This is a genomic window from Streptomyces monashensis (assembly GCF_001866665.1).
Classification (GTDB): domain Bacteria; phylum Actinomycetota; class Actinomycetes; order Streptomycetales; family Streptomycetaceae; genus Streptomyces; species Streptomyces monashensis.
Map to the genome: position 1 here is coordinate 84,669 of NZ_MLYO01000035.1, position 24,201 is coordinate 108,869.

Below are 24,201 nucleotides of genomic sequence, written 5' to 3' on the forward strand. Positions count from 1 at the left end.
TTCCTTTACCAAGGCCTTACGCGAGCGGATCACAGGGGACCCCTCTGGCCCTGCTCGGCACGAAGTGCCACCATGGAGGCGATCCGGGGACGCCGTACGGGCGCCTCGAGATGACTGAAGGAGCTGTTCCCATGACGCAGCTTTCGGCTGCCCAGACGAAGCCCTCCGACGGCAGCAAGGCGCTGTACGGGGGCAAGGGCACACGCCGCATCACGGTTCGCGACATCGCCCTCGCCAAGGAGCGCGGCGAGAAGTGGCCCATGCTCACCGCCTACGACGCGATGACCGCGTCCGTCTTCGACGAGGCCGGGATCCCGGTGATCCTGGTCGGCGACTCGGCGGGCAACTGCCACCTCGGGTACGAGACGACCGTGCCCGTCACGCTGGACGAGATGACCATGCTGTCGGCCGCCGTGGTACGCGGCACGCAGCGCGCGCTCATCGTGGCCGACCTGCCGTTCGGCTCGTACCAGGAGGGTCCGGTGCAGGCGCTGCGCTCGGCGACCCGGCTGGTGAAGGAAGCGGGGGCCGGCGCGGTCAAGCTGGAGGGCGGCGAACGCTCGCACGAGCAGATCCGCCTGCTGGTGGAGGCCGGCATCCCGGTGTGCGCGCACATCGGGCTGACCCCGCAGTCCGTGAACGCGATGGGCTACCGGGTGCAGGGGCGCGGCGAGGAGGCGGCGCAGCAGCTGCTCCGCGACGCCAAGGCCGTGCAGGACGCGGGCGCCTTCGCGGTGGTCCTGGAGCTGGTCCCGGCGGAGCTGGCGGCCGAGGTGACGCGCGTCCTGCAGATCCCGACGGTCGGCATCGGCGCGGGCCCCGAGTGCGACGCGCAGGTCCTGGTCTGGACGGACATGCTGGGCCTGACCTCCGGCCGGGTCCCCAAGTTCGTCAAGAAGTACGCCGACCTGCGTGAGGTCATGACCAGCGCGGCGAAGGCGTACGCGGAGGACGTCGTCGGTGGAACGTTCCCGCAGGAGGAGCACTCCGTCCACTAGGCGTTGCCACTGAGCCACTGCGGAAACACCCCGGGCAGCCCGCCGATCTTCCCCCGTCGGCGGGCTGCCCCCTTCTGTGCGCCTGAACCGGCGTCGCTCTCGCGGAGGTGGTTGCTCGCCGTCGTGGTTCCTCAATCGATGGTTGCGGTAGGCGTGGGCACCTTGTCGGTGGGCTGTCGGTCGTTTGTCGGTGGGGCCTGGCACCGTCTGCGGCATGACGCGAATCGATGACAACCCCGTCGGCGCGGGCCATGCGGTGACGGTGCGGGGACTGGTCAAGCACTACGGCGAGACCAAGGCGCTGGACGGCGTCGACCTGGACGTGCGCGAGGGCACCGTGATGGGCGTGCTCGGGCCGAACGGCGCCGGCAAGACGACCCTCGTACGGATCCTGTCCACCCTGATCACCCCCGACGCCGGACAGGCCACCGTGGCCGGGTACGACGTCCTGCGCCAGCCCCGGCAGCTGCGCCGGGTCATAGGGCTCACCGGGCAGTACGCCTCGGTCGACGAGAAGCTGCCCGGCTGGGAGAACCTGTACATGATCGGGCGGCTGCTCGACCTCTCCCGCAAGGACGCCCGCGCCCGCGCGGACGCGCTGCTGGAGCGGTTCTCCCTCACCGAGGCGGCCAAGCGGCCCGCCAGTACGTACTCCGGTGGCATGCGGCGGCGGCTGGACCTCGCCGCGTCCATGATCGGACGGCCCGCCGTGCTGTATCTCGACGAGCCGACCACCGGGCTCGACCCCCGCACCCGCAACGAGGTGTGGGACGAGGTGAAGGCCATGGTCGGCCACGGCGTCACCGTGCTGCTCACCACCCAGTACATGGAGGAGGCCGAGCAGCTCGCCTCCGAGCTGACCGTGGTGGACCGCGGCAAGGTCATCGCCACCGGCGGGATCGAGGAGCTGAAGGCCAGGGTCGGCGGCCGCACCCTGCGCGTGCGTCCCGTCGATCCGCTGCAGCTGCGCCCGCTCGCCGACATGCTGGACGAGCTGGGCATCACCGGGCTCGCCGCCACCACCGTCGACCCCGAGACCGGGACGCTGCTGGTGCCGGTCCTCAGCGACGAGCAGCTGACCGCGGTGGTCGGCGCGGTCACCGCGCGCGGCATCACCATCTCCTCCATCACCACCGAACTGCCCAGCCTGGACGAGGTGTTCCTGTCCCTCACCGGCCACCGCGCCGGTGCTCCGGAGAAGGACGCCACGCCCGCCGACGCCCGTCAGGAGATCGCCGCATGAGCTCGATCACCACCACCGTCGCCGAGGCCGACGGCCGTATCCCGCTGCGCGGGCATCTGCGGCACACCGGCGCGCTCATCCGCCGCAACCTGCTCTGGATCCGCCAGGACCCGGAGTCGATGTTCGACGCGCTGCTCATGCCGATCGTCTTCACCCTGCTGTTCGTGTACGTCTTCGGCGGCTCGATCGGACAGGCGCTCGGCGGCGGCCAGGGGCAGTACGTGCAGTACGTCATCCCCGGCATGATCGCCATGATGAGCATGACGCTGTCGCAGGGCGTCGGCACCGGCTTCAGCCAGGACTTCAACAGCGGGGTCATGGACCGGTTCCGCTCGCTCCCGATCGGCCGCGGGTCCGTGCTGTTCGCGAAGATCGCCGTGGAGCTGGCGCGGATGCTGTTCGCCACGGCCGTCCTGATGGTCGTCGCGGTCCTGGTCGGGTTCCACATCACCAGCTGGCCCGGGCTGCTCGCGACCGTGGGGCTGTCCGCGCTGTTCGCCACCTCGATCATGTGGGTGTTCCTCACCCTCGGCGTCGTCCTGAAGAACGCGCAGTCCGTGCAGGCGATGGGCTTCCTGGTGCTGTTCCCGCTGCAGTTCGGGTCGTCCATCTTCGCCCCGCCCCGGTCGATGCCGGGCTGGCTGCGGCACTTCACCGACTACAACCCGCTGTCGACGCTCGCGGACTCGGCCCGCGGCCTCATGAACGGCGGTCCGATCGCCCACTCCGTGTGGATGACGGTGGGCTGGTCGGTGGCGATCACCGTGGTGATGGCGCCGGTCGCGATCCACAAGTTCCGCACGAAGAGCTGACGCCCGCCGTGCGTCAGAACAGGGCGGTGGCCTCCGCGAGGGAGAGGCCACCGCCCTCGGCGTACGCCGCCGCGTACCCGGCGGCGTCGAGCCGCTCGCGGACGCGGGCCTCGGTCAGGTCGTGCGACCGGCGCTCCATGCCGGAGCGGACATGGCCGGGCGGCAGCAGGGCGTCGGCGGCGCCCAGGCAGCGGGCGCCGTCCGCGGCACCCGCGTCGCCGCGCTCGGCCAGGGCCGTCGCGGCGACGGCGAGGCAGACGGACGGCAGGTGCGGGCTGATGGCCTCGGACAGCGGGTCGCCGGCCAGCCGCAGCGCCTGCCGGACCCGGTCCAGGGCCTGCTCCGGCAGCCGGTCGAGGGCGTCCAGCCAGGCCTCCTGGACGAGGATCATCGCGTCGAAGACCACGAAGTGCGCGATCTTGAACTCCGCACGGAGCAGCCGGAGTTGCTCGCGCGCCTCGCCGATGCGGCCGTACACGCCGAGCCAGGCGGCGAGGAAGAGCCGGGCGGCGGGCATCGCCTCGTTGAAGGAGCTGTCCTGGCTGGCGATGACGTCGCGGAGCATCCGCTCGCCGCGCTCCAGCTCGCCCTGCTCCATGAGCACGCTGCCGAACCGGGCGCCCAGGACAGCCGCCTGGGCGCGGGCGCCGAGGCGTTCGGCGCAGGCGATGGCGGCCTGGTAGTCGTCGGCGGCGGCCTCGTAGGCGCCCTTGCGCTCATGGGCCTCGCCGCGTGCGGACAGCGCCTCGGCGGTGCCCCACGCGTCACCGAGGCGGCGGTAGATCTCCAGCGCCTCGTCGGCGTCGCGGGAGGCGTCGCCCGCCCAGGCGGTGCGGTTGGCGAGCAGGCCGGCGCGCATCTGGAGGGCGCAGGCCAGCTCCCACTCGAAGCCGGGGGTGTTCCGGCACGTCTCCACCGTGGTGTCCGTGATCGTGTGCAGCCGGTCCATGCCGCCGGTCATCATCTCGGCGAAGAACCACAGCATGCCCGGGGCCCGGCAGGTCTGCGGCAGGCCGGGCTCGTACACCTGCGTGACGGTGCGCAGCTTGGCCTGCGCCTCGGGGGTCTGCCAGGCCTCCAACTCGGTTTCCATGCAGGCGAGATGGGCCAGATGGACGCCGCGCCGGGCCTCGGCGAGCACCTCTCCGGTGTACGGGGGCGGGGCGTCGGTGCAGCGCTGCCACACCGGGCGGGCCGGGCGGGCCGGTGCGGCGAACGGGTCGGGGCCGAGCCGCATCACCTCCACGCACCAGGTGCGGGTCTCCAGGCGCTGGTCACGCATCTGCCAGAACCACAGCAGGGACAGCACCAGGCACAGCGCCTCCTGCTCGTCGCCGAGGGCGACGGCGTGCCGCAGGGCGGTGCGCAGGTTCTCGTACTCCAGCTGGAACCGCTCGATGGCGGTGCGCTGTTCGCGGCCGCGCAGCAACGGGTCGGTGGTGCGGGCGAGTTCGCGGTAGTACGTCAGATGCGCGTGTTCGGCGCCGCCGCGGCCACCGGTCTCGGCCAGCCGTTCGGCGGCGTACTCGGCGACGGTCTCCAGGAGGCGGTAGCGCATCGCGCCGTCGCTCGACGGAGCGGCCACCACCAGGGACTTGTCCACCAGGGAGCCGAGCGCGTCCAGTGCGACGGGACCGCACACGGCCTCGGCGGCGGCCAGGTCGCAGCCGCCCGCGAACACCGACAGCCGGGCGAGGACGGCGCGTTCGTCCGCGTCCAGCAGGTCCCAGGACCAGTCCACGACGGCCCGCAGGGTCTGCTGGCGGGGCAGCACGGTCCGGCTGCCGGAGGTGAGCAGCCGGAACCGGTCGTCCAGCCGGGCGGCTATCTGCCGGGGGGTGAGCATGCGCAGCCGGGCCGCGGCCAGCTCGATCGCGAGGGGCAGCCCGTCGAGCCGCCGGCAGATCTCGGCGCAGGCGTCCGGATCGTCCTCGGTGCGGAACCCGGGCCGGGCCGCCGCGCCCCGCTCGGCGAGCAGCCGCAGCGCGACCGGTTCCGGCAGCGGCTCCACCGGCCGCACCAACTCCCCCGGCACGCCGAGGGGTTCGCGGCTGGTGGCGAGGACGACCAGCCCCGGGCAGCGCTCCAGCAGCCGGGCGACCAGCTCGGCGGCGGCCTCCACGACGTGCTCGCAGTTGTCGAGGACGATCAGCATCCGGCGCCGGGCGCAGTGCTCCAGGAGCCGCTCGAGGGGTTCGTCGTGCCGGTCGGCGGCCGCGCGCATGTTCTCGACACCGGCGCCGTGCAGCACGGTCTCGCGGGCGCCGATCGCGGTGACCACGGCCTGCGGCACGGCCCCGGGGTCGTCCACGGGGGCCAGCTCGGCCAGCCACACACCGTCGCGGACGGTGTGCCGTACCGCCTCGGCGGCCTCCTGGGACAGCCGGGTCTTGCCGGCGCCGCCCGGCCCGAGCAGGGTGACCAGCCGGGCCCGCGCGAGATCGGCGCCGATGGCGTCGATGTCGGCCTCCCGGCCCACGAAGGAGGTGAGCCGGGCGGGCAGGTTGCCCACTACGGGCCGCGCCGGCTGCGGCTGCGCGGGTTCCTGCACCTCGGCCGACAGCAACTCGGCGTGCAGGGCGCGCAGTTCGGGCCCTGGGTCGACGCCGAGCCGGTCCGCGAGCAGCCGTCGTACGTCCTCGTAGGCGGCGAGCGCCCCGGCGGGGCGGCCGGTGTCGCGCAGGGCACGCAGCCGCAGCGCCTGGAGCGGCTCGTCCAGCGGGTGCTCGTCGCACAGCGCGGTCAGCTCGGGCAGCGACTGCTCGGCCCGGCCGAGGGCGAGGGCGGCGGTGTGCCGGGCGCGCAGCGCGTCCAGCCGGCGGGTCTCCCAGCGCGCCGCCTCGGCACCGTGGTCGGGCAGGTCGGCGAGGGCGGGGCCGTGCCACAGGGCGAGTGCGTCGTCCAGGAGCACGGCGGCCTTGGCCGGGTCGCCGTCGGCGAGCGCGGCGAGCCCGTCGCCGGTCAGCCGCTCGAACCGGTTGAGGTCGACGTCGTCGAGGGCGGCCGCGAGCCGGTAGCCGCCCTCGGCGGAGGCGACGGCGGCCGCGCCGAGGGTACGGCGCAGCCGGCCGACCAGCGCCTGGAGCGCGCCGGCGGTGTCGGCGGGCGGGTCGGCGCCCCACACCTCGTCCACGAGCACGCCCACGGGCACGGTCCGCCCGGCCCTGAGCGCGAGCACGCTCAGCAGGGTGCGCAGCCGCGCCCCGCCGACCGGGACGGTCGTACCGTCGGGGCGGAGTGCCTGGGTGGTGCCGAGAAGCCGATAGCGCACGGGGTCCATTGTCTCCGGAGGCTCAGGTTCGGTCAGGGCGGCCGTCGGACGCGTCGTCGTGGGAGACACCCTCATCCGTGGCATCCCCCCACCTTTCCAGGAACCGGACGGCGCTCGCGAGACGTTTCCCCCACGACCGCACGGCCGGTACGGTCGCCTTTCCGACGGTCCCCGCACACAGGAGCCCACAGATGACCACCGCCACCACCCGCCACGGCGATCGCCGGGTCAGTCCCGTGTTCGTCGGGATCATGGCCGTGACGGCGGTGACCGGCTGGGCCACCTGGAGCGGGTACGCGGCGCAGCCGGGCGTCGCCGTGTTCCTGTTCGTGACGGCGGCCTGGATCGTCTCCCTGTGTCTGCACGAGTACGCGCACGCGCGCACGGCGCTGCACGGCGGGGACATCACGGTGGGCGCGAAGGGCTACCTCACGCTGAACCCGCTGAAGTACACGCACGCGTTGCTGAGCATCGTGCTCCCGGTGGTCTTCCTGATCATGGGCGGGATCGGGCTGCCCGGCGGCGCGGTGTTCATCGAGCGCGGCCGGATCCGGGGCCGCTGGAAGCACAGCCTGATCTCGGCGGCGGGCCCGCTGACGAACGTGCTGTTCGCGGTGGTGTGCAGCGCGCCGTTCTGGCTGCACGCGCTGGACGGGGTGCCCGCGGACTTCCGGTTCGCGCTGGCGTTCCTGGTGCTGCTCCAGGTGACCGCGTCGATCCTGAACTTCCTGCCGGTGCCGGGCCTGGACGGCTACGGCGTGATCGAGCCGTGGCTGTCGTACCGGATCAAGCGGCAGCTGGCGCCGTACGCGCAGTTCGGCCTGCTGTTCGTGTTCGCGCTGCTGTGGGTGCCGTCGGTCAACAGCGTGTTCTTCGACGCGATCGACGCGATCCTGCGCGGCCTCGGCGTCGACGACTACTCCCGCTACTGCGGCCAGGAGCTGTACCGCTTCTGGCGCGGCACCCCGGAGATCTGCACGATCAGCCGGTGACGGACTCGCCCCGCGCCGCCGCCTGCCGGCCGCGCTTCACGTAGTACCAGCTCATGTTGGACGACAGGCCCGCCAGCAGCACCCAGACGATCCCCAGCCAGCTGCCCTGGACGAAGGAGACGACGGCGGCGGCCACGGCGAGGACGCAGACGACGAGGGGGTAGAGGGCGATGCGGGGCATGGCGGGGTGGCTCCTGTCGGATCCGGTCGGGGACACTGCTCGGAACTGCTTCGCCGACCAGTGTCCCCCATCGCCCCTCGCGGCTCACACGTCGGTGACGCGGAGCCCGGCGTGTGCCTTGTAGCGGCGGTTGACGGAGATCAGGTTCGCGACGAGCGACTCGACCTGGTGGGCGTTGCGCAGCCGCCCGGCGAAGATGCCGCGCATGCCGGGGATGCGCCCGGCGAGGGCCTGCACGATCTCCACGTCGGCCCGCTGCTCGCCGAGCACCATCACGTCGGTGTCGATCTCGTCGATCTCCGGGTCCTGGAGCAGGACGGCCGACAGGTGGTGGAAGGCGGCGGCGACCCGGGAGTCCGGCAGCAGGGCGGCGGCCTGCTCGGCGGCGCTGCCCTCCTCGGGCTTGAGGGCGTAGGCGCCCTGCTTGTCGAAGCCGAGCGGGTTGACGCAGTCCACGACGAGCTTGCCGGACAGGTCCGCGCACAGGGCGGCCAGCGTGTCGCCGTGGCCGTCCCACGGTACGGCGACGATCACGATGTCGCTGCGGCGCGCGGTCTCGGCGTTGTCGGCGCCCTCGACGCCGTGGCCGAGCTCGTCGGCGGCGGCCTGTGCCCGCTCGGCGGACCGCGAGCCGATGATCACCTTCTGGCCGGCCCGGGCGAGCCGGTAGGCGAGGCCCTTGCCCTGCGGGCCGGTGCCGCCGAGGACGCCGACGACGTACCCGGAGACGTCGGGCAGGTCCCAGGGGTCCTTGGCCGGGGCCTTGGCAGGGGTCTGTGCGCTGTCGGTAGAGGTCATGCGCCCGACTCTACGTCCGTGGCGGGTACGGCACCGGGTCAGGTGAGCCGGTGCAGCGGGACCCGGCGGAACGCGATCCTCTCGTACGGGCCGAAGTCGCCGGTCTCGTAGAGGAGTCCGACCGTCCCGGCGTCGACGCGGACCAGGTCGCAGTAGGCGGCGGGCAGCCCGTCGGCGGTGAACGCCGGGCGCCAGGTGGTGCCGCCGTCGACGGAGACGCGGAGGGCCATCAGGGCGCGGGCGGCGGGGTCGGCCGGGCCGGCGTAGAGGAGCAGGTCGGGGTCGCGGAGCTGGAGGACGGAGGCCTGGCAGACCGGTCCGGCGAGCCCGGCCTGGGGCCGGAAGGGCAGGGCGAGGGTGCGGCCGCCGTCGGTGGAGTGGGCGTCGGCGCGGGTGCCGGGGGCCGGCCTGGCGCCGGGGATGTTGCGGGTGTTGAAGTACACGCGTCCGTCGGGGAGTTCGGCGGCCGTGGTCTCGTTCGCGTTGATGTACCCGTCGGTGTCTTCGTCGACGTACCCGAGGTGCCAGCTCTCGCCCCGGTCGTCGCTGAGCAGGCAGTGGCCGCAGTAGTACCGCGGCTCGGCGCCGGTGTCGGTGCCGGTGGGCGGCACGGAGTGGTTGGCGGGGACGACCACGCGCCCGCCGCCGAGCTGGAGGGCGTGCCCGGGGGTGGTGGCGTACCAGCGCCAGCCGGGCCGCCTGACCTGCGCGGTGATCTCGGTGGGCGCGGACCAGGTCAGGCCCTCGTCGTCGGTGTGCCGCACCCACACCCGGCGCCCGTCGGCGTCCGGGACCTGTCCGCGCAGAACGGCGTCCTCGGTGGCCCCGGCGGCGGCGCGGATGTGCACGAGCAGGACCCGGCCGGTGTCGAGGACGACGGGGGCGGGGTTGCCGGCGAGGCCGGTGCCGTTGCTCGCGGCGACGGTGAGCGGGCCCCAGGTGCGGCCGCCGTCGGTGGAGCGCTTGAGCACGATGTCGATGTGGCCGTGGTCGGCGCCGGAGTCGTGGCGTCCCTCGCAGAAGGCGAGCAGCGTGCCGGCGCCGGTGGCCACGATCGCCGGGATCCGGAAACCGGCGTAGCCGTCGTGTCCGGCGCGGAAGGGGACGGTGACGTCGCTCATGGGCGCTCCTCGGGATCGCGTCGGGGTCGTCGGCGTCACGTACGTGAGCGGTGCTTGTCCCCGAGGCGGGCGAATTCCGGGTGAACTCCGCGTCACGAGTGACCGGTTGCGGCAGGATGCCGTCGCATGGACGCCGTACGGGTCGCGTTGCTGCGGGAAGTGCTCGCCGGGACGGAGTGGCTGGGGGCCACCCGGCGGTTCGCGGGGGCGCTGCGCGGGTCGGTGGTGGCGCACGGGGGCGGGCTGCTGCTGGTCGGCACGCCGGAGTACGAGCCGTGGCACCTGGCGGCGCATCTGGTGGACGAGGCCGCGTGGTCGGGCACGCCGGAGCTGGCGCCGACGCTGGTACGGCACCGGGTGCGCCCCTCGGACCCGCCGCACCTGGCCGTCGGACCGGGCCGCATCGAGGCGGCGGGGCGCGGCGAGACCCTGCTGGTCGTGGCGCCCGAGGAGCCCGCGCCGCTGCTGGAGCGGGTGCACGCGGCCCGGCGGGCCGGGGTGACGGTGCTGGCGCTCGGCGCGGGCGGCGGCGAGCTGGCCGCGATGGCCCACGAGTCGCTGGCGGTGCCGGAGGGGGCGGAGCTGGACCTGGACTCCGTGCAGCACCTGGTGAGCGCGGGGGCAGGCGAGAACGGCGCGGGCTCTCCGAGGGTTCAGCGGGGTTTCCGCGACCGGCTGTCGAGGCTGGCGGAGATTCTGACGGCACCACCGCCGGCCCCGTGGTGACCGCGCCCTGGTGACCCGCGTCTTCGTGGTCCGCGCCGTCGTGGTCCGCGCCGTCGTGGCCCGCGCCGTCGTGGCCCGCGCCGTCGTGGCCCGCGCCGTCGTGGCCCGCGCCCGGAAATACGGTTGCCCGGAGTGCGCGGCCGACCGAGCATGACCCCTTGTGCCCCGCGACCTCCTCCGTGACCTCCTGCCCGACCTCTCCCCCTGGAAGGCCTCCGCGGACTTCCGACGGCTGTGGACATCAGGGCTGATCAGCAACTTCGGCAGTTTTCTGACCCTCGTCGCGGTGCCCGTCCAGCTGAAGGACCTCACCGGTTCCGCGGCGGCGGTGGGCGCGATCGGTGCCGTGGAGCTGCTGCCGCTCATCGTGTGCGGGCTCTACGGCGGCGCCCTCGCCGACGCCCTGGACAAGCGGAAGCTGATCGCGTGGACGGAAGCCGGGCAGGGGCTGCTGAGTGCGGCACTGCTGGTCGACGCCCTGCTCCCGCACCCCGCGGTCTGGCCGCTGTACGCCGTCGCGGCCCTCTCCGCCGCCCTGGGGTCGGTCCAGCGCCCGGCGCTGGATTCCCTCTGGCCCCGGCTCGTGGCCCACGCCGACCTTCCCGCCGCAGCCTCGCTGAACTCGCTGCGCTGGACGGTCGGCGGAGTCGCCGGCCCGGCGGTCGCGGGCGTGGTCGTCGCCTACGCGGGCCTCGGCTGGGCGTACGCCGCCGACATGCTGACCTTCGCCGTGTCGCTGGCGTTCATCGTGCGGATCGCCCCCTCCCCCGCCGCGCACGAAGCCGCCAGGCCCTCGCTGACCACGGTCCTGGAGGGTGCCCGGTACGCGTGGAGCCGCAAGGAGCTCCTCGGCACCTATGCCGTCGACCTCGCGGCGATGTTCCTGGCCATGCCGCTCGCGGTCCTGCCGTTCCTCGCCGACGAACTGCACGCCGACTGGGCGCTCGGACTGATGTACGCCGCCCTCCCGGCCGGTTCCCTGCTGGTGAGCCTGACCGGCGGCTGGACCTCCCGGGTGCACCGGCACGGGCTGCTGGTCGTGGTGTCGGCCACCGGCTGGGGCCTGGCCGTCGCGGCGGCGGGCGCGTGCGGGAACGTCTGGCTGGTGCTGCTGTTCCTGACCGTCGGCGGCGGCTTCGACATGGTCTCCGGGATCTTCCGGGCCGCCCTGTGGAACCAGACGATCCCCGACGAGCTGCGCGGTCGGCTCGCCGGGATCGAGCTGCTGTCCTACTCGGTGGGCCCACAGCTCGGCCAGGTCCGCGCGGGCTCGCTCGCCGCCTGGGCGGGCGTGCGGACCTCGGTCGTCTCCGGCGGTCTGGCCTGCGCGGGCGCGATGGGGCTGCTCGCGCTGTGCCTGCCGGGGCTCATGACCTACGACGCCCGGACCAACGAGCACTCCGTCCGGATGCGCGAGCGGCGCGCCGCCGCCGGACGGGCCGTGGGGTGATCACTCGTCGTCGGTGTTCCCCCGCGCGGACGCGTCGTGCCAGCGCGGGTCGTTCTCCCACTCCAGGTTGCGCTCGGCGGCGGTCTCCATCGCCCGCCGGGCCTCCTCGGGCGAGGCGTAGGGCCCGAAGCGGTCCTTGCCCGGGCACTCCGGGCCCTCCTCGACCTTCTTGTGTTCCAGGCAGTAGAACCACTCGCCCGGCTTGCCGACGGTGCGCTTCTTGAACAGGGGCATGGACAGCTCCTCTCGCCACGGACATGTTCCCCCATCTCCGCTCGATAGACTCGCTGGCATGTCTGGCCAGTCACTGCTCGTACCAGGGGAGCTGTCCCCCACCCGTTCGGTCCCCGGAAACATCCGCCGCCCCGCGTACGTCGGCAAGCCCGCGCCGGCGCCGTACACCGGGCCCGAGGTGCAGACCCCCGAGACCATCGAGGCGATGCGGATCGCCGGCCGCATCGCCGCGCAGGCGATGGCGGAGGCCGCGAAGATCATCGCGCCCGGGGTCACCACGGACCAGCTGGACAAGGTCGCCCACGAGTTCATGTGCGACCACGGCGCCTACCCGTCCACGCTCGGCTACCGCGGTTTCCCCAAGTCGCTGTGCACGTCGGTCAACGAGGTCATCTGCCACGGCATCCCGGACTCGACGGTCCTGAACGACGGTGACATCGTCAACCTGGACGTGACGGCGTACATCGGCGGGGTGCACGGCGACAACAACGCCACGTACCTGGTCGGCGACGTGGACGAGGAGTCGCGGCTGCTGGTGGAGCGCACCCGCGAGTCCCTGAACCGCGCGATCAAGGCGGTCCGGCCGGGCCGGCAGATCAACATCATCGGCCGGGTCATCGAGTCCTACGCCAAGCGGTTCGGCTACGGCGTCGTCCGTGACTTCACCGGGCACGGCATCAACTCGTCGTTCCACTCCGGCCTGATCATCCCGCACTACGACAGCCCGCACGCGACAACGGTCATGCAGCCCGGCATGACGTTCACGATCGAGCCGATGCTGACGCTGGGCACGTACGAGTACGACCTGTGGGACGACGGCTGGACGGTCGTGACGAAGGACCGCAAGCGGACGGCCCAGTTCGAGCACACGCTGGTGGTGACGGACTCGGGCGCGGAGATCCTGACTCTTCCCTGATCACCGACTTGCCCACCCCCTGCCGGGGTGGGCTTTGTCCTGTAGACTTTTACCGACAAGGTGTCGGCAAAGGCTCCGCGGACCATCCAGGGACGGGCTCATGGACTCCTTCTCGGCACTCATCCGCACCGCCTCCCACGAGCAGCACATGGCGGCGGAGACCTCGACCTTCATGAGCGACCTGCTCGGCGGCCGGCTGGGCGTGGCCGCGTACGGGCGCTACACCGAGCAGCTGTGGTTCGTGTACGAGGCGCTGGAGAGCGGCGCCGGGCGGCTGGCCGCGGACCCGGTGGCGGGACCGTTCATCCGGCCGGAGCTGCTGCGGCTGCCGGCGCTGGAGCGGGACCTGGCGCACCTGCGGGGTCCCGGCTGGCGGGCGGCCCTGTCCGCACTGCCCGCGACCCGGGCGTACGCGGACCGGGTCCGCGCCTGCACCGAGCACTGGCCCGGCGGCTACGTCGCCCACCACTACACCCGCTACCTGGGCGACCTGTCCGGCGGCCAGGTCATCCGCGACAGGGCGGAGAAGACCTGGGGCTTCACGAAGAAGGGCGACGGGGTCCGCTTCTACGTCTTCGAGGGTGTCGCCAACCCGGCCGCGTTCAAGCAGGGTTACCGGCGGACGCTGGACGCGATCACCGTGGACGACCTGGAGAAGCAGCGGATCGTGTCGGAGTGCAATCGGGCGTTCGCCCTGAACACGGCCGTGTTCAGGGCGCTGGGCGAGGAGTTCCCGCTGAGTGCCTAGCGCTCCAGGTACACCCGTCCGCCGACCTCCACCCAGCCGTGCGGCTGCGGGGCGGTGAGGAGCTGGGAGCCCTTGCCCTGGGTGATGTTGAGGGCGCGGCCGAGCCGGTCGGTGAGGAGGATCGCCGCCGCGCCCGTCGCCTCGTCCTCGTCGATGCCGTCACCGCGGCCGGGGAAGGCGCGGGCGCGGATCCGGCCGGCGGCCTCGTCCTGCCAGGCCCAGGCGTAGATCCACTCCCCCGGTGGCGGCACGTCGAGGGCGTCGACCTCGGCCGGGCTGCCGTACTGGCGCAGGGTGCGCGGCGGGGCCCACTCGGCGCGGGCCTCGATCCAGCTGAACTCGCCGTCCAGCCGGGCCCCGACGACTCCGGCGGGGGTGACGAGCTCGGGCACATCGAGCAGCCAGGCGGTGCCGACACAGGGGTGACCGGCGAAGGGCAGCCGCAGGGTGGGGGTGTAGATGTCGATGACACCGCGCTCGGGGTCGTCCACGAACACGGTCTCGCTGAAGCCGAGTTTGGCCGCCAGCTCCTGCCGGTCGCTCCGCTCGGGCAGCACCGAACCGTCGCGGACGACACCGAGTTCGTTGCCGTGGCCGCCGTCCGGTCCGCAGAAGACGCGGAGAATGTCGTAGTCAGTCACCCGGGAATTGAAACATCGCGGCCCGCCGGGCCGTGGGGCGGCTCGGCCAGGTCACGGTGTGGCCGCTGTACCCGGTCCCGGCACGCGCGGTGTTCCCCGCCCCGGTAGGGTTCGCCTCCGGGAAGGGGAAGGTGAAGGGACCCGATGAGCAGGGATCGCAGCCCGCGCAGGCTCCGCAGGCGTGCCGGTGACGCACGCGCGGCGGTGCGCCGGGGCGCACTCATGGCGGCCTCGCTGACCGCTCTGTCGCTGACGGCGAGCGGATGCGTGGTGGTGCACGGGGAGCGCGAGGTGCTGCCCGCCGCCACCCGCGCCGAGGCCGCCAGGGCGGTCGCCGCGTTCACGGCCGCGTACAACAAGGCCGACAAGGCGTTCGACAGCTCCCTGGACGCGCCCTATGTCACCGGCCCGTTCGGTGACATCGACGCCGCGCGGCTGAAGGCCGGGCATGTCAACAGCCCCTCGGGCAACGCGGACCACGTGCCGTTGAAGCTGTCGGACGTGAAGATCACCATCCCCAAGAAGGCGGGCTGGCCGCGCTGGTTCCTCGCCGACGCCCGGGGCAACAAGGCGGGCGACGCGCGCTGGCTGCTGGTGTTCACCCGCAGCGGCCTGAACGAGCGCTGGCAGGTGGCGTATCTGACGCTGGTCGCGCCGGGCGCCGTGCCGCGGTTCACGACGGACCAGGACGGCTGGGCCGAGGCCGTACCGACCGGATCGGCCCAACTCGCCGTCGCGCCGGACGCGTTGAGCGCGGACTTCGCGACGTACCTCCAGAAGGGCGGCAAGACCTTCGCCGACGGCGCGTACACGAGCGTCGAGCGGGCGAACCGCGCCCAGCGGGCCCGCAAGCCGGGTCTGGTCACGCAGTTCATCGACAAGCCGCTCACGAACGGCGACTACCGGCCGCTGGCGCTGCGCACCGCGGACGGCGGGGCGCTGGTGTTCTTCTCCTCGCGGCACTACGAGAAGCGGACGGCCGCCGCGGGCACCACGATGCCGCCCGACAACAAGGACGTGCAGGCGCTGACCCAGGGCGAGGTGAACCAGTCCCTGACGCTGGAGTTCATGTCCAACGAGGTCGCCCTGGACCCGGCGGGCAGCGGCGCGGTGTCCCTGCTGGGACGGGTGCCGGGGCTGACGTCGGCGCAGGGCGGATAGCGCCCGGAAGCTCGGTGGCTCGGTGGTTCAGTGCCGCAGCGGCCAGGCGGTGGCCTGGTGCTCGGCGCCCGCGTACCGGGCGCAGGCGTCGGTGAGGACCTCCAGCAGGCTGAGCGGGTCCGGGAGCGCGTGCTCCGGGCCGCGTGCCCAGCGCACCCGCTGGTCGTCGCCGGGCAGCCGGGCGGGCGGCACGAGCACGTACGACCCCCGGCAGTGCCAGCGCAGGCCGGGGTGCTCGTCCATGGTCTCGGGGTGGCAGTCCAGCTCGCACGGCCACCACTCGTCCTCGTCCTCGGGGGTGCCGCGGGTGAGCGTGAAGAACAGCATGCGGCCGTCGTCGCTCTCGGCGACCGGGCCGACCTCGACACCGGATCCGAGCAGCCGCTCCAGCGCCTGCCGGCCGGCCGGCAGGGGTACGTCCAGGACGTCGTGGGTCATGCCGGTGGCGGTGATGAAGTTGGCCTGCGGCTGGTGGCGGACCCAGCGCTCGATCTGGGCGCGGTCGGTGGTGGACTGCGTCTGCCAGGCGAACGACACCGGGTGCCGGGCCGGGGTGGGACAGCCGACCCGGTCGCAGGAACAGCGGTAGCCGGGGGCGGGGTGCGCGGCGGGGGCGAGCGGCAGGCCCGCCCCGGCGGCGGCGAGCAGCAGGGCCTCACGGCCGCCGTCGTCGGCGGCCTCCTTCGGTCGGCGTCCGCGCAACCACTGGGAGAGTCTGCCCTGCCGGCCGGACCGGCCGCCGAACGTCGCGCTCATCTATCCCCTCGCCTCGCAGATCGCCTCACCGATGCGTCTCGCTGGTGCGCCTCGCTGGTGTGCGGACAGCATGCCTTATCGTCCCATCTTCCTCCGCTTCGGGGGGCCGCGGGGCGGATCCGGAGGAACCGGACGAGACGCGCCTCACACGGATCAGCGGGGGGCCAGTCCGTACAGGGCGTAGTCGACGAGGGTGTCCGTGTAGGCGTAGGTGATCGGGCCCGTGTGCTGGAGCCAGCGCTGGGCCAGGGGCGAGACGAACAGCTCCAGGGCGACACGGGGATCGGCGTCGGCCCGTACCGCCCCGGCGGCCTGCGCGGCCCGCAGCCGGTCGACGTACAGCTGGAGCTGGGGTTCGAGCAGCTTGGTGACGAACTCGCGGCCCAGCGGCTCGTTGACCAGGCCCTCGGCGGCCAGCGCCCGGGCGGGCACCGCGAAGCGCGGGTCGGCCATCTGGTCCACCGTGATCCGCAGCACGGCCTTGAGGTCGGCGGCGAGGTCGCCGGTGTCCGGGATGACGTACGGCGCCTGCCCCGCTTCCTGTGCCGCCTGCAGGGAGAGGTCGAGGAACGCCTCCAGCAGCACGGCCGCCTTGGACGGCCACCAGCGGTAGATCGTCTGCTTGCCGACCCCGGCCCGGGCGGCGATCCCCTCGACGGTGGTCTTCGGGTACCCGACGTCACCGACCAGGGCGAGGGCGGCTTCGTAGATCGCCCGACGGGACTTCTCGCTGCGACGGCTGGCGTCGGGGGCGGGGTTCTTGGCCATGGGGGGACGCTAACAAGCTCCGCCGGTCACGCGTCCGCCTCCGGTGGCGGCCAGGGGTCTCCCCACTCGGCGTCCCGCGCCGCCTTGTAGAGATCGCCGTGGCGCTTGGTGACCGTCGTACGGGCCAGCCGTTCGTCGGTCTCGCACAGGTCCAGCAGCACCTGGCCCTTGCGGATCTGGGGGCGGCGGACGATCCGAGCGGGCGCCGGCCGCGCCGGCAGGCGGGTCGCGGCGACGTAGGAGAACTTCTCGTCCTCGTAGGGCAGGGTGCCGCCCTTGACCTGGCGGTGCAGGGAGGAGCGGCTCACCCGGGCGGAGAAGTGGCACCAGTCCCGGCCGGGCTCGATGGGGCAGGCGGCGCTGTGCGGGCAGGGGGCGACGACGCGCAGCCCGGCCCGGACCAGGCGGTCACGGGCCTCGATGACGCGGGCGTAGCCGGCCGGGGTGCCGGCCTCCACGATCACCACGGCCTGCGCGGCGGCGGCAACGGCGTCGACGAGCGCGGCCCGGTCGGGCTCGGCGAGCTCGTTCAGGACGTACGACACCGTGACGAGGTCGGTGTCCTCCAGGGTGAGGTCCGCGCCGATCCGGGCGCGCTGCCAACGGGCGCCCCGCAGGGCCGGGTTGGCGGCGGCGAGCTCCCGGCCGAGGGCGAGGGCGGGCTCGGCCCAGTCCAGCACGGTGACCTCGCGCCCGCCGGGCCAGGTCGCGGTGACGGCCCAGGTCGCGGCGCCGGTGCCGCCGCCGACGTCGACATGGCTGTCGGGCGTCCAGTCGGGGGCGGCGTCGGCGAACGCCGCCAGCGCGGAGCGGACGGCCTCGAAGGTGGCGGGCATCCGGTAGGCGGCGTAGGCGGCGACGTCGGCGCGGTCGCGCAGGATCGGGGCGGAGGTGGGGGTGTCGCCCCGGTAGTTGGCGATGAGCCGGTCGACGGCGGCGGTGGCCTGCCGGGGCGGGAGTCCGTCGAGCAGTTCGGCGAGGCTTCGGCGGAGGGCTTCGGCCGGTGGTACGGGGGCGTTCACCCGGCGATTCTACGGCGCCGCCCGGACCACCGGACCTGGCCCTGTCGTCACGTTCCCGTCCGCCCCACGACGCGTGGCACGCCCGTCGGGCGACGACGGGAATGTGACGACGAGCCCTACGGCGATGCTCAGATCACCGCCCTCGCCAGTCGCGTCGCCAGCGCCGCCCGGGGTCCGCTGTCCGGTGACCGGCGCCTCGGGCCCGTCCGCCCCACGACGCCTGGCACGCCCGTCGGGCGACGACGGGAATGTGACGACAGGGCCCTACGGCGATGCTCAGATCACCGCCCTCGCCAGTCGCGTCGCCAGCGCCGCCCGGGGTCCGCTGTCCGGTGGCCGGCGCCTCGGGTGGACCGTGTTCGCCAGGAGCACCAGGAACGTGTCCGTCGCCGGGTCCAGGACCAGCGACGTACCGGTGAAACCGGTGTGGCCCGCCGCTCCGCCGCCCGCCAGCTCGCCCATGAACCAGGGCTGGTCGACGGCGAAGCCGAGCCCGGGCGGGGTCAGCAGCAGTTCGACGAAGTCGGGGCCGAGGATGCGGGCGGGGCCGTAGGAGCCGCCGGCGAGCAGGGTGCGGCAGAAGACCGCCAGGTCGGGGGCGGTCGAGAAGAGGCCCGCGTGGCCGGCGACCCCGCCGAGCGCCCAGGCGTTCTCGTCGTGGACCACGCCCCGCAGCATCCCCCGCTCCGCCTTGGCCCACGGCCGCCGCTGGTCCTCGGTGGCCGCCGCGCCGGGGCAGGGCCCGAAGCGGGTCGCCGTCATGCCGAGCGGACGCGTGATGCCGTCCTCGATCAGGACGTTCAGGGTGCGGCCGGTGATGCGCTCCAGCACGGCCTGGAGCAGGAGCATGTTCAGGTCCGAGTAGACGTGGGTGCCCGGCTCGCTCGTCGGGGCCTGCGCCCGCAGCAGCGAGCGGCGGGCGGCGTCGTCCGGGCAGTCGTACAGCGGGAGTTCGGGGGGCAGCCCCGAGGTGTGCGTGAGGAGTTGGCGGACGGTGATGCCGTGGGCGGCCACGGCGTGGAAGTCGGGCAGGTAGTCGCCGACGCGGGCGTCCATGCCGAGGGTGCCGCGCTCGATCTGCTGCACGGCCGCCACCGAGGTGAACAGTTTGGTCAGGGAGGCCAGGTCGAAGGGCGTGTCGACGGTCGCCGGGACGCGGTCCTCGGGCGGCAGTTCGATGCCGGTGCCGGTCTCGGCGTCATGGCCGGCGTACCGCACCGCCCAGCCCGCGGCCGCGGCGACGGCGATCACGGGGCCGCGGCCGGCGAGGGCTACGGCGCCGGGCGCCCAGGGGCGGTCCCCGTGGGTGAGGGCGTGCAGCTCGCCGATCAGGTGCTCGACGGCGGCCGGGTCGAGCCCGGCCCGTTCCGGCGTGTCGACGCGCAGTCTCGGTGCGCTCAGTGCTCGTCTCCCTCCGACCCCGCACGGGTGTTCCCCCGTGTGTCCCAGGGACGGCACATTCCCACGAAGCAGGCCGCCGCGACCAGTGCTCCCGCCAGTTGGACGAGCGCCATGGGTACGGCGGTGCGTTCCCCGGCGACGCCGACGAGGGGGGAGGCGACCGCGCCGACGAGGAAGGAGGTGGTGCCGAGCAGCGCGGAGGCGGAGCCGGCGGCGTGCCGGGTGCGCAGCAGGGCGAGGGACTGGGCGTTGGGGAGCGTGACGCCCATCGCCGACATCAGGACGAACAGGGCCGCGGCGACGGGGGCGAGGCCGACGTCGCCGAAGGTGCCCGTCGCCGTCAGCAGCAGCGCCGTCGCGGCGAGGACGATCACCGCGAGGCCCGCGCCCAGCACCTTCTCCAGGGCGACCCGGCCGACCAGCACCTTGCCGTTGAGCTGTCCGGCGGCCACCAGGCCGACCGAGTTGAGGCCGAAGAGCAGGCTGAAGGTCTGCGGGGAGGCGCCGTAGATCTCCTGGACGACGAAGGGGGACGCGGAGATGTAGGCGAACAGCGCGGCGAAGGCGAAGCCGCCGGCCAGCATGTAGCCGGTGAAGGGCAGGTCGGCGAGGAGCGCCCGCATGGCGCGCAGGGCCTCCGACGCTCCGCCGCCGTGCCTCTCCTCGGGCGGGAGCGTCTCGGGCAGCCGCAGCCAGACGAGCGCGGCGAGCAGCGCGCCGACGACGGTGAGCAGGACGAACACGCCCCGCCAGTCGGTCACCCGGAGGATCTGGCCGCCGATCAGCGGGGCCACGACCGGGGCGACCCCGGAGATCAGCATCAGGGTGGAGAAGAAGCGGGCCATGGCCACGCCGTCGTACAGGTCGCGTACGACGGCCCGGGCGATGACGATCCCGGCGGCGCCCGCGAGGCCCTGGGCGAGGCGGAAGGCGACCAGCGTCTCGACGTTCGGCGCGAACGCGCACAGGGCGGTCGCGAGGACGTAGACGGCGAGGCCGGTGAGCAGCGGGCGGCGGCGGCCCCAGCGGTCGCTCATCGGGCCGACGACCAGCTGTCCGAGCGCCATGCCGGCCAGGCACGCGGTGAGCGTGAGCTGGACCGTGGCGGCGGAGGCGTGCAGGGACGTGGTGACCTCGGGCAGCGAGGGCAGGTACATGTCCATCGCCAGCGGGGGTGTCGCGGTGAGGCCGCCGAGGACGAAGGTGACGAGCAGGCCGGTGCGGCGGGCGGCGGCCGGGAGCGGTGCCGGGTGTCCGGACCGCGCTGCGGCCGGGGCCGTGCGCTCGCGCATGTTTCCCTCCCTCTGCGAGACAACCGGCACCCATGCTCTCAGCTCGTACACATGGCCGGGGCACGCATGAGCGAGAACGGTGCGGCCAGGACGCCGAATAGCCGTATGGCGGACATGGCGTTCCGCATCGCGGACTTCCCGCCTACGCTGCGGAGCCATGACTGACAGGCAATCGAAGATCGCGGTGGTGACCGGCGCCGGTTCCGGTATCGGGCGGGCCGTCGCGGTGGAGCTGTTGCGGGCCGGCTGGTCGGTGGCGCTGGCCGGCCGGCGCACCGGGACGCTGGAGGAGACGGCGGCACTGGTCCCGCGGGGCGCCGCGCTCGCCGTGCGCACCGACGTCTCCCGGCCCGAGGACGTGGACGCGCTGTTCGCGGCGGCCGTGGAGCGGTTCGGGCGGGTGGACCTGCTGTTCAACAACGCGGGGACCTTCGGGCCCGGCGGGGTCCCGGTCGAGGAACTCCCCTACGACGCCTGGCGGCACGTGGTGGACACCAACCTCACCGGGGCGTTCCTGTGCGCGCAGGCGGCGTACCGGCGGATGAAGGAGCAGGACCCGCAGGGCGGCCGGATCATCAACAACGGCTCGATCTCGGCGCACACGCCGCGCCCGCACTCGGTGGCCTACACGGCGACCAAGCACGCGCTGACCGGGCTGACCAAGTCGCTGTCGCTGGACGGGCGGCCGTACCGGATCGCGGTCGGGCAGATCGACATCGGCAACGCGGCGACCGACATGACGGCCCGGATGCAGGTCGGCGCGCTGCAGGCGAACGGCGAGACGGTGCCGGAACCGGTGATGGACGCGGCCGACGTGGCGCGCACCGTGCGGCACATGGCCGAGCTGCCGCTGGAGGCGAACGTGCAGTTCGCGACGGTGCTGGCGACGGCGATGCCGTACGTCGGGCGGGGCTGAGGGCGCGCCGGGTCCGCTTTTCCGGTTCTGCTTTTCCGCCTTACCACAAACGGAGCTCGAACATCCGCGGTATTGCGGCCGGTCGAGCACATGTGCTCAACTTTCCTCCACGAGAGCTTCACACTTGGAGCGCGTGGATTCCGCAAGCCATACCGAGGGGGGGAAGGCGGCGGCCGTTCCACCGGGCCGGAGTCGGGGGTGGACCTCGCGGGGACGCGAGGTGCGCACCGGCCGGTGGAACGCCGCCGCACCGTTCAGCGGTTCGAGCGGTTCGGGGGCAGCCGGTTCAGCGCCGGTGGCGGCCGGCGGCCGGCTCCGTCGGCTGGGGCTCGACCGGCGCGGCCGCCTCGGCCGCCGCGACCGCCCTGCGCCGCCGCTTCACCACCCAGGCACCCGCCGCCGCCAGCAGCAGCGCCGTACCCGCGGCGCCCTCCACCAGACGGCCGGCGGACGGGCCGCCGGACGACGTCGACTCGCCGCCGCCCGCCAGCTGCGCCCCCTTGGCCCCCGGCGCCGGGTTCGCCTTCGCGCCGCCCTCGCTGAGCGGCTCGACGAGTGTGCCCACCGGCTGGGCCGAACGCCCGCCCCCGAAGCCCCAGTCGAGCAGCGCGGCCGTCTGCTCGTAGACGGCGTTGCTGCCCTCGGCGGGGTGCATGACCGTCACCAGCAGGGTGCGACCGCCCCGGGTGGCGGCACCGGTGAAGGTGTTGCCGGCGTTGCTGGTGTAGCCGTTCTTGACACCGATCAGGCCGTCGTACGTCCTCAGGCCCAAGGCCCCGGTCAGCAGGCGGTCGGTGTTCTGGATCTGGAAGGTCTTCCTGCCGCCCGCCGGGAAGTTCGCGACGCGGGTGCCGCAGTAGCCGCGGAAGTCGGTGTTCTTCAGGCCGTGGCGGGCGAAGAGCGTGAGGTCGTACGCCGAGGAGATCTGGCCCGGGTGGTCGAAGCCGTCGGGACTGACCACGTGCGTGTCCAGGGCCTGCAGGTCCGTGGCCTTGGCCTGCATCTCGGCGACCGTCGTGCCGATGCCGCCGTTCATGTGGGACAGCACGTGCACGGCGTCGTTGCCGGAGCGCAGGAACACGCCCTGCCACAGCTGCTCGACGGTGTAGGTGATGCCGGACTTGATGCCGACCAGGCTGGAGCCGGCCGGAATGTCGGCGAGGTCGGAGTCCTTGACCGTGTACCGCTCGGTGCGGTCGAACTTCTGCAGCACGGTGTCGGCGAACAGCATCTTCAACGTGGACGCGGGCGGGAGCCGCCGGTGCGCGTTGAACGCGGCGAGCACCTCGCCGCTGTCGCAGTCGGCGATCAGCCAGGAGCGGGCGGTGATCTTCGCGGGAAGGCCGGAGGCACCGCGCACCTGGACGCCGTCGCGGGCCAGTTGCTCGCCCCCGATGACGGCGGGCTCGGCCGCGGCGGCCGTGGCCAGGGGGAGGGTCGCAGCCGTGGACAGAGGAAGGGCGGCGGCCGTCAGACCGAGGACGGCACGCCGGCTGATCCGGGAACATTCACGCACTCCGGGACCGTACACCGCGACGAGCTGCGACTTCCTGAACCCGGGTGTCGGACGGCGCGGAATTTGCCGCGTTATGAAAATCCTATGAGTTACTCGCGTTTCCCGGCTCCTCCCTGCCTTGCGGCGTGTCTGGTGGCGCCCTCTCCGCCCCGGCGTTCATGACGACCGTCGCGCTCGCGGTCGGCCTCGCGGTCGCCGGCGGTCCGATCGCCAGTACCGGGCAGGAGTGCGGCCAGGGGCCGCTCACCGCCCCAGCAGACGCTCGACCTCGGTCAACTGCCCGGCGGTGAGAGGCCCCTTCGCCATGGCCCCGGCGTTCTCCTCGGCCTGCGCGACCGTGCGGAACCCGGGGATCGGGATCGTGCGCGGGCTGCGGGCCCACAGCCAGGCGAGGGCGCCCTGGGCGAGGGTTCGGCCGTCGCTCGTGAGGATGTCCCGCACGGCGTCGATCCGGGCCAGCCACTCCTCGTCGGCGCCGGACCCGTCCGCGTCGTAGCCAGGGAGCCACGCCGGCGGCCTGCTCCGGATGTCACCGGCCGCCGGCCGGCCCCGCCCCTTCCCGGCCAGCAACCCCATGGCCAGCGGGCTCCTGTTGATGCTCGCGAGCCCCCACTCCTCGCACCGCGCCAGCAGGTCGGGGGCGTCCTGCAGCACGTTGAGCGTGTGCTGGACCGCCGCGCAGTGCTCCCCCGCGGCGAACACGGCGGCGCGGTCGGGGTCGTCGGTGCTCCACGCGTAGGCGCGCACGACGCCCTCCCGCACGAACTCCTCGCAGGCCTCCCGGAGTTCGGCCGCCCGCTCCGGGTCGCCGTCGGAGAGGTGGAACTGGTAGAGGTCGATGTGGTCCGTGCCGAGCCGGCGCAGCGAGTCGGTCAGGGCCCGGCGGGCGTGTGCCGGGGTGTCGTCCTGGCCGTCGGCGGTGCGGGTGCGCTCGTCGAAGAGGTTGCCCCACTTGGTGGCGACGACGACGTCGTCCCGCCGCCTGCCCAGCGCCCGGCCGAGGATGCGCTCGCTGTGCCCGGTGCCGTAGCAGTCGGCGGTGTCGAAGAAGGTGACGCCGAGGTCGAGGGCGCGGTGGACCGCCCGTACGGACTCCTCGTCGTCCACCGCGCCCCAGCCGAGCGGCTGCCCGTCGGCGGCCTGCCACTCACCGCCGATGGCCCAGCACCCGAAACCGAGCGCGCTGACGTCGATCCCCGTGCGTCCCAGGGTCCTCTGGGTCTCATGTGTCATGTGTG

At 73.5% G+C, this 24,201-nt stretch carries 24 protein-coding genes and 1 pseudogene; 12 read left to right on the forward strand and 13 right to left on the reverse strand.

The features are described from left to right. Positions 1–131 precede the first annotated feature (131 nt). From panB to BIV23_RS21545, 3 genes are all read left to right on the forward strand, one after another. Positions 132–998: a 3-methyl-2-oxobutanoate hydroxymethyltransferase gene (gene panB / locus BIV23_RS21535; protein WP_071382549.1), complete on the forward strand. Its 867-nt coding sequence runs from the start codon at positions 132–134 to the stop codon at positions 996–998. 214 nt (positions 999–1,212) lie between these two features. Next, positions 1,213–2,241, forward strand: coding sequence for an ATP-binding cassette domain-containing protein (locus tag BIV23_RS21540; protein ID WP_071382550.1), 1,029 nt, complete (start codon positions 1,213–1,215; stop codon positions 2,239–2,241). Continuing rightward, on the forward strand, positions 2,238–3,053 hold the full coding sequence (locus tag BIV23_RS21545) for an ABC transporter permease (protein WP_071382551.1): 816 nt from the start codon (positions 2,238–2,240) through the stop codon (positions 3,051–3,053). Before BIV23_RS21540 ends, BIV23_RS21545 begins: the two co-directional genes overlap by 4 nt. 13 nt (positions 3,054–3,066) lie before the next feature. On the opposite strand, the gene BIV23_RS21550 is transcribed toward BIV23_RS21545, so the two are convergent. After that, the gene (locus BIV23_RS21550; protein ID WP_071382552.1) at positions 3,067–6,333 is read right to left on the reverse strand and encodes an AfsR/SARP family transcriptional regulator; all 3,267 of its coding nucleotides are present in this window, start codon (positions 6,331–6,333) and stop codon (positions 3,067–3,069) included. Positions 6,334–6,515: 182 nt separating this feature from the next. On the opposite strand from BIV23_RS21550, the gene BIV23_RS21555 reads away from it, so the two are divergent. Continuing rightward, entirely contained in the window at positions 6,516–7,316 is an 801-nt protein-coding gene (locus BIV23_RS21555; protein WP_071382553.1) for a site-2 protease family protein, read from the forward strand. Here BIV23_RS21555 and BIV23_RS21560 read toward each other — a convergent pair. The 3 genes from BIV23_RS21560 to BIV23_RS21570 all read right to left on the reverse strand — a co-directional run bounded on the left by BIV23_RS21560 (position 7,306) and on the right by BIV23_RS21570 (position 9,416). Next, a complete protein-coding gene (locus BIV23_RS21560) occupies positions 7,306–7,497 on the reverse strand; it encodes a hypothetical protein (protein WP_071382554.1) in 192 nt (63 codons plus the stop codon). The genes BIV23_RS21555 and BIV23_RS21560 overlap by 11 nt on opposite strands. Positions 7,498–7,581: 84 nt before the next feature. Then, the gene (gene npdG, locus BIV23_RS21565) at positions 7,582–8,295 is read right to left on the reverse strand and encodes an NADPH-dependent F420 reductase (protein ID WP_071382555.1); all 714 of its coding nucleotides are present in this window, start codon (positions 8,293–8,295) and stop codon (positions 7,582–7,584) included. A gap of 38 nt (positions 8,296–8,333) precedes the next feature. Continuing rightward, positions 8,334–9,416, reverse strand: a complete 1,083-nt coding sequence (locus BIV23_RS21570; RefSeq protein WP_071382556.1) for a sialidase family protein — start codon at positions 9,414–9,416, stop codon at positions 8,334–8,336. A 126-nt stretch (positions 9,417–9,542) separates the two neighbouring features. On the opposite strand from BIV23_RS21570, the gene BIV23_RS21575 reads away from it, so the two are divergent. The 3 genes from BIV23_RS21575 to BIV23_RS21580 are packed head-to-tail and all read left to right on the forward strand — an operon-like array spanning position 9,543 to position 11,592. Continuing rightward, positions 9,543–10,142 carry a hypothetical protein gene (locus BIV23_RS21575; protein ID WP_071382557.1) on the forward strand — a complete coding sequence of 200 codons (600 nt, stop codon included), beginning with the start codon at positions 9,543–9,545 and terminating at the stop codon, positions 10,140–10,142. 10 nt (positions 10,143–10,152) lie between these two features. Beyond that, the gene (locus BIV23_RS50430; RefSeq protein WP_177239985.1) at positions 10,153–10,296 is read left to right on the forward strand and encodes a hypothetical protein; all 144 of its coding nucleotides are present in this window, start codon (positions 10,153–10,155) and stop codon (positions 10,294–10,296) included. Positions 10,297–10,302: 6 nt separating this feature from the next. Next, positions 10,303–11,592, forward strand: a complete 1,290-nt coding sequence (locus BIV23_RS21580; RefSeq protein WP_177239986.1) for an MFS transporter — start codon at positions 10,303–10,305, stop codon at positions 11,590–11,592. Here BIV23_RS21580 and BIV23_RS21585 read toward each other — a convergent pair whose 3' ends face one another. Beyond that, on the reverse strand, positions 11,593–11,826 hold the full coding sequence (locus tag BIV23_RS21585) for a hypothetical protein (protein WP_071382558.1): 234 nt from the start codon (positions 11,824–11,826) through the stop codon (positions 11,593–11,595). It abuts the gene before it with no gap. Between the two features lie 58 nt (positions 11,827–11,884). Here BIV23_RS21585 and map point away from each other — a divergent pair, with 58 nt between their 5' ends. Both map and BIV23_RS21595 read left to right on the forward strand, forming a co-directional pair. Then, positions 11,885–12,742 (forward strand): type I methionyl aminopeptidase, encoded by an 858-nt coding sequence (gene map / locus BIV23_RS21590; protein WP_071382559.1) that lies wholly within the window; start codon positions 11,885–11,887, stop codon positions 12,740–12,742. 100 nt (positions 12,743–12,842) lie between these two features. Next, positions 12,843–13,490 carry a biliverdin-producing heme oxygenase gene (locus BIV23_RS21595; RefSeq protein WP_071382560.1) on the forward strand — a complete coding sequence of 216 codons (648 nt, stop codon included), beginning with the start codon at positions 12,843–12,845 and terminating at the stop codon, positions 13,488–13,490. Here the strand turns inward: BIV23_RS21595 and BIV23_RS21600 are convergent. Then, positions 13,487–14,131 carry a PhzF family phenazine biosynthesis protein gene (locus BIV23_RS21600; protein ID WP_071382561.1) on the reverse strand — a complete coding sequence of 215 codons (645 nt, stop codon included), beginning with the start codon at positions 14,129–14,131 and terminating at the stop codon, positions 13,487–13,489. The two genes, BIV23_RS21595 and BIV23_RS21600, sit on opposite strands and share 4 nt — an antisense overlap. Positions 14,132–14,178: 47 nt before the next feature. Here BIV23_RS21600 and BIV23_RS52010 point away from each other — a divergent pair. Then, a pseudogene (locus tag BIV23_RS52010) lies at positions 14,179–14,322 on the forward strand (iron transporter); the annotation flags it as partial. After that, positions 14,276–15,292 (forward strand): SCO2278 family lipoprotein, encoded by a 1,017-nt coding sequence (locus tag BIV23_RS21605; protein ID WP_071382562.1) that lies wholly within the window; start codon positions 14,276–14,278, stop codon positions 15,290–15,292. The pseudogene BIV23_RS52010 and the gene BIV23_RS21605, both read left to right, overlap by 47 nt. A 27-nt stretch (positions 15,293–15,319) precedes the next feature. Here BIV23_RS21605 and BIV23_RS21610 read toward each other — a convergent pair whose 3' ends face one another. From BIV23_RS21610 to BIV23_RS21630, 5 genes are all read right to left on the reverse strand, one after another. Further along, positions 15,320–16,048: a bifunctional DNA primase/polymerase gene (locus BIV23_RS21610; protein ID WP_071382563.1), complete on the reverse strand. Its 729-nt coding sequence runs from the start codon at positions 16,046–16,048 to the stop codon at positions 15,320–15,322. A 153-nt stretch (positions 16,049–16,201) separates the two neighbouring features. Continuing rightward, positions 16,202–16,816: a TetR/AcrR family transcriptional regulator gene (locus tag BIV23_RS21615; protein WP_071382564.1), complete on the reverse strand. Its 615-nt coding sequence runs from the start codon at positions 16,814–16,816 to the stop codon at positions 16,202–16,204. Between the two features lie 26 nt (positions 16,817–16,842). Then, a complete protein-coding gene (locus tag BIV23_RS21620; RefSeq protein ID WP_071382565.1) occupies positions 16,843–17,838 on the reverse strand; it encodes a small ribosomal subunit Rsm22 family protein in 996 nt (331 codons plus the stop codon). 276 nt (positions 17,839–18,114) lie between these two features. Continuing rightward, positions 18,115–19,296, reverse strand: a complete 1,182-nt coding sequence (locus tag BIV23_RS21625) for a serine hydrolase domain-containing protein (protein ID WP_245790593.1) — start codon at positions 19,294–19,296, stop codon at positions 18,115–18,117. Continuing rightward, complete coding sequence (locus tag BIV23_RS21630; protein WP_071382566.1) at positions 19,236–20,531, reverse strand: multidrug effflux MFS transporter; 1,296 nt, start codon at positions 20,529–20,531, stop codon at positions 19,236–19,238. Before BIV23_RS21630 ends, BIV23_RS21625 begins: the two co-directional genes overlap by 61 nt. A 157-nt stretch (positions 20,532–20,688) precedes the next feature. On the opposite strand from BIV23_RS21630, the gene BIV23_RS21635 reads away from it, so the two are divergent. Next, on the forward strand, positions 20,689–21,447 hold the full coding sequence (locus BIV23_RS21635) for an SDR family oxidoreductase (RefSeq protein ID WP_071382567.1): 759 nt from the start codon (positions 20,689–20,691) through the stop codon (positions 21,445–21,447). Positions 21,448–21,733: 286 nt separating this feature from the next. Here the strand turns inward: BIV23_RS21635 and BIV23_RS21640 are convergent, their stop codons facing one another. Both BIV23_RS21640 and BIV23_RS21645 read right to left on the reverse strand, forming a co-directional pair. Further along, the gene (locus BIV23_RS21640; RefSeq protein ID WP_079173282.1) at positions 21,734–22,963 is read right to left on the reverse strand and encodes a D-alanyl-D-alanine carboxypeptidase family protein; all 1,230 of its coding nucleotides are present in this window, start codon (positions 22,961–22,963) and stop codon (positions 21,734–21,736) included. Between the two features lie 243 nt (positions 22,964–23,206). After that, positions 23,207–24,196, reverse strand: coding sequence for an aldo/keto reductase (locus BIV23_RS21645; RefSeq protein WP_071382569.1), 990 nt, complete (start codon positions 24,194–24,196; stop codon positions 23,207–23,209). Positions 24,197–24,201 lie beyond the last annotated feature (5 nt).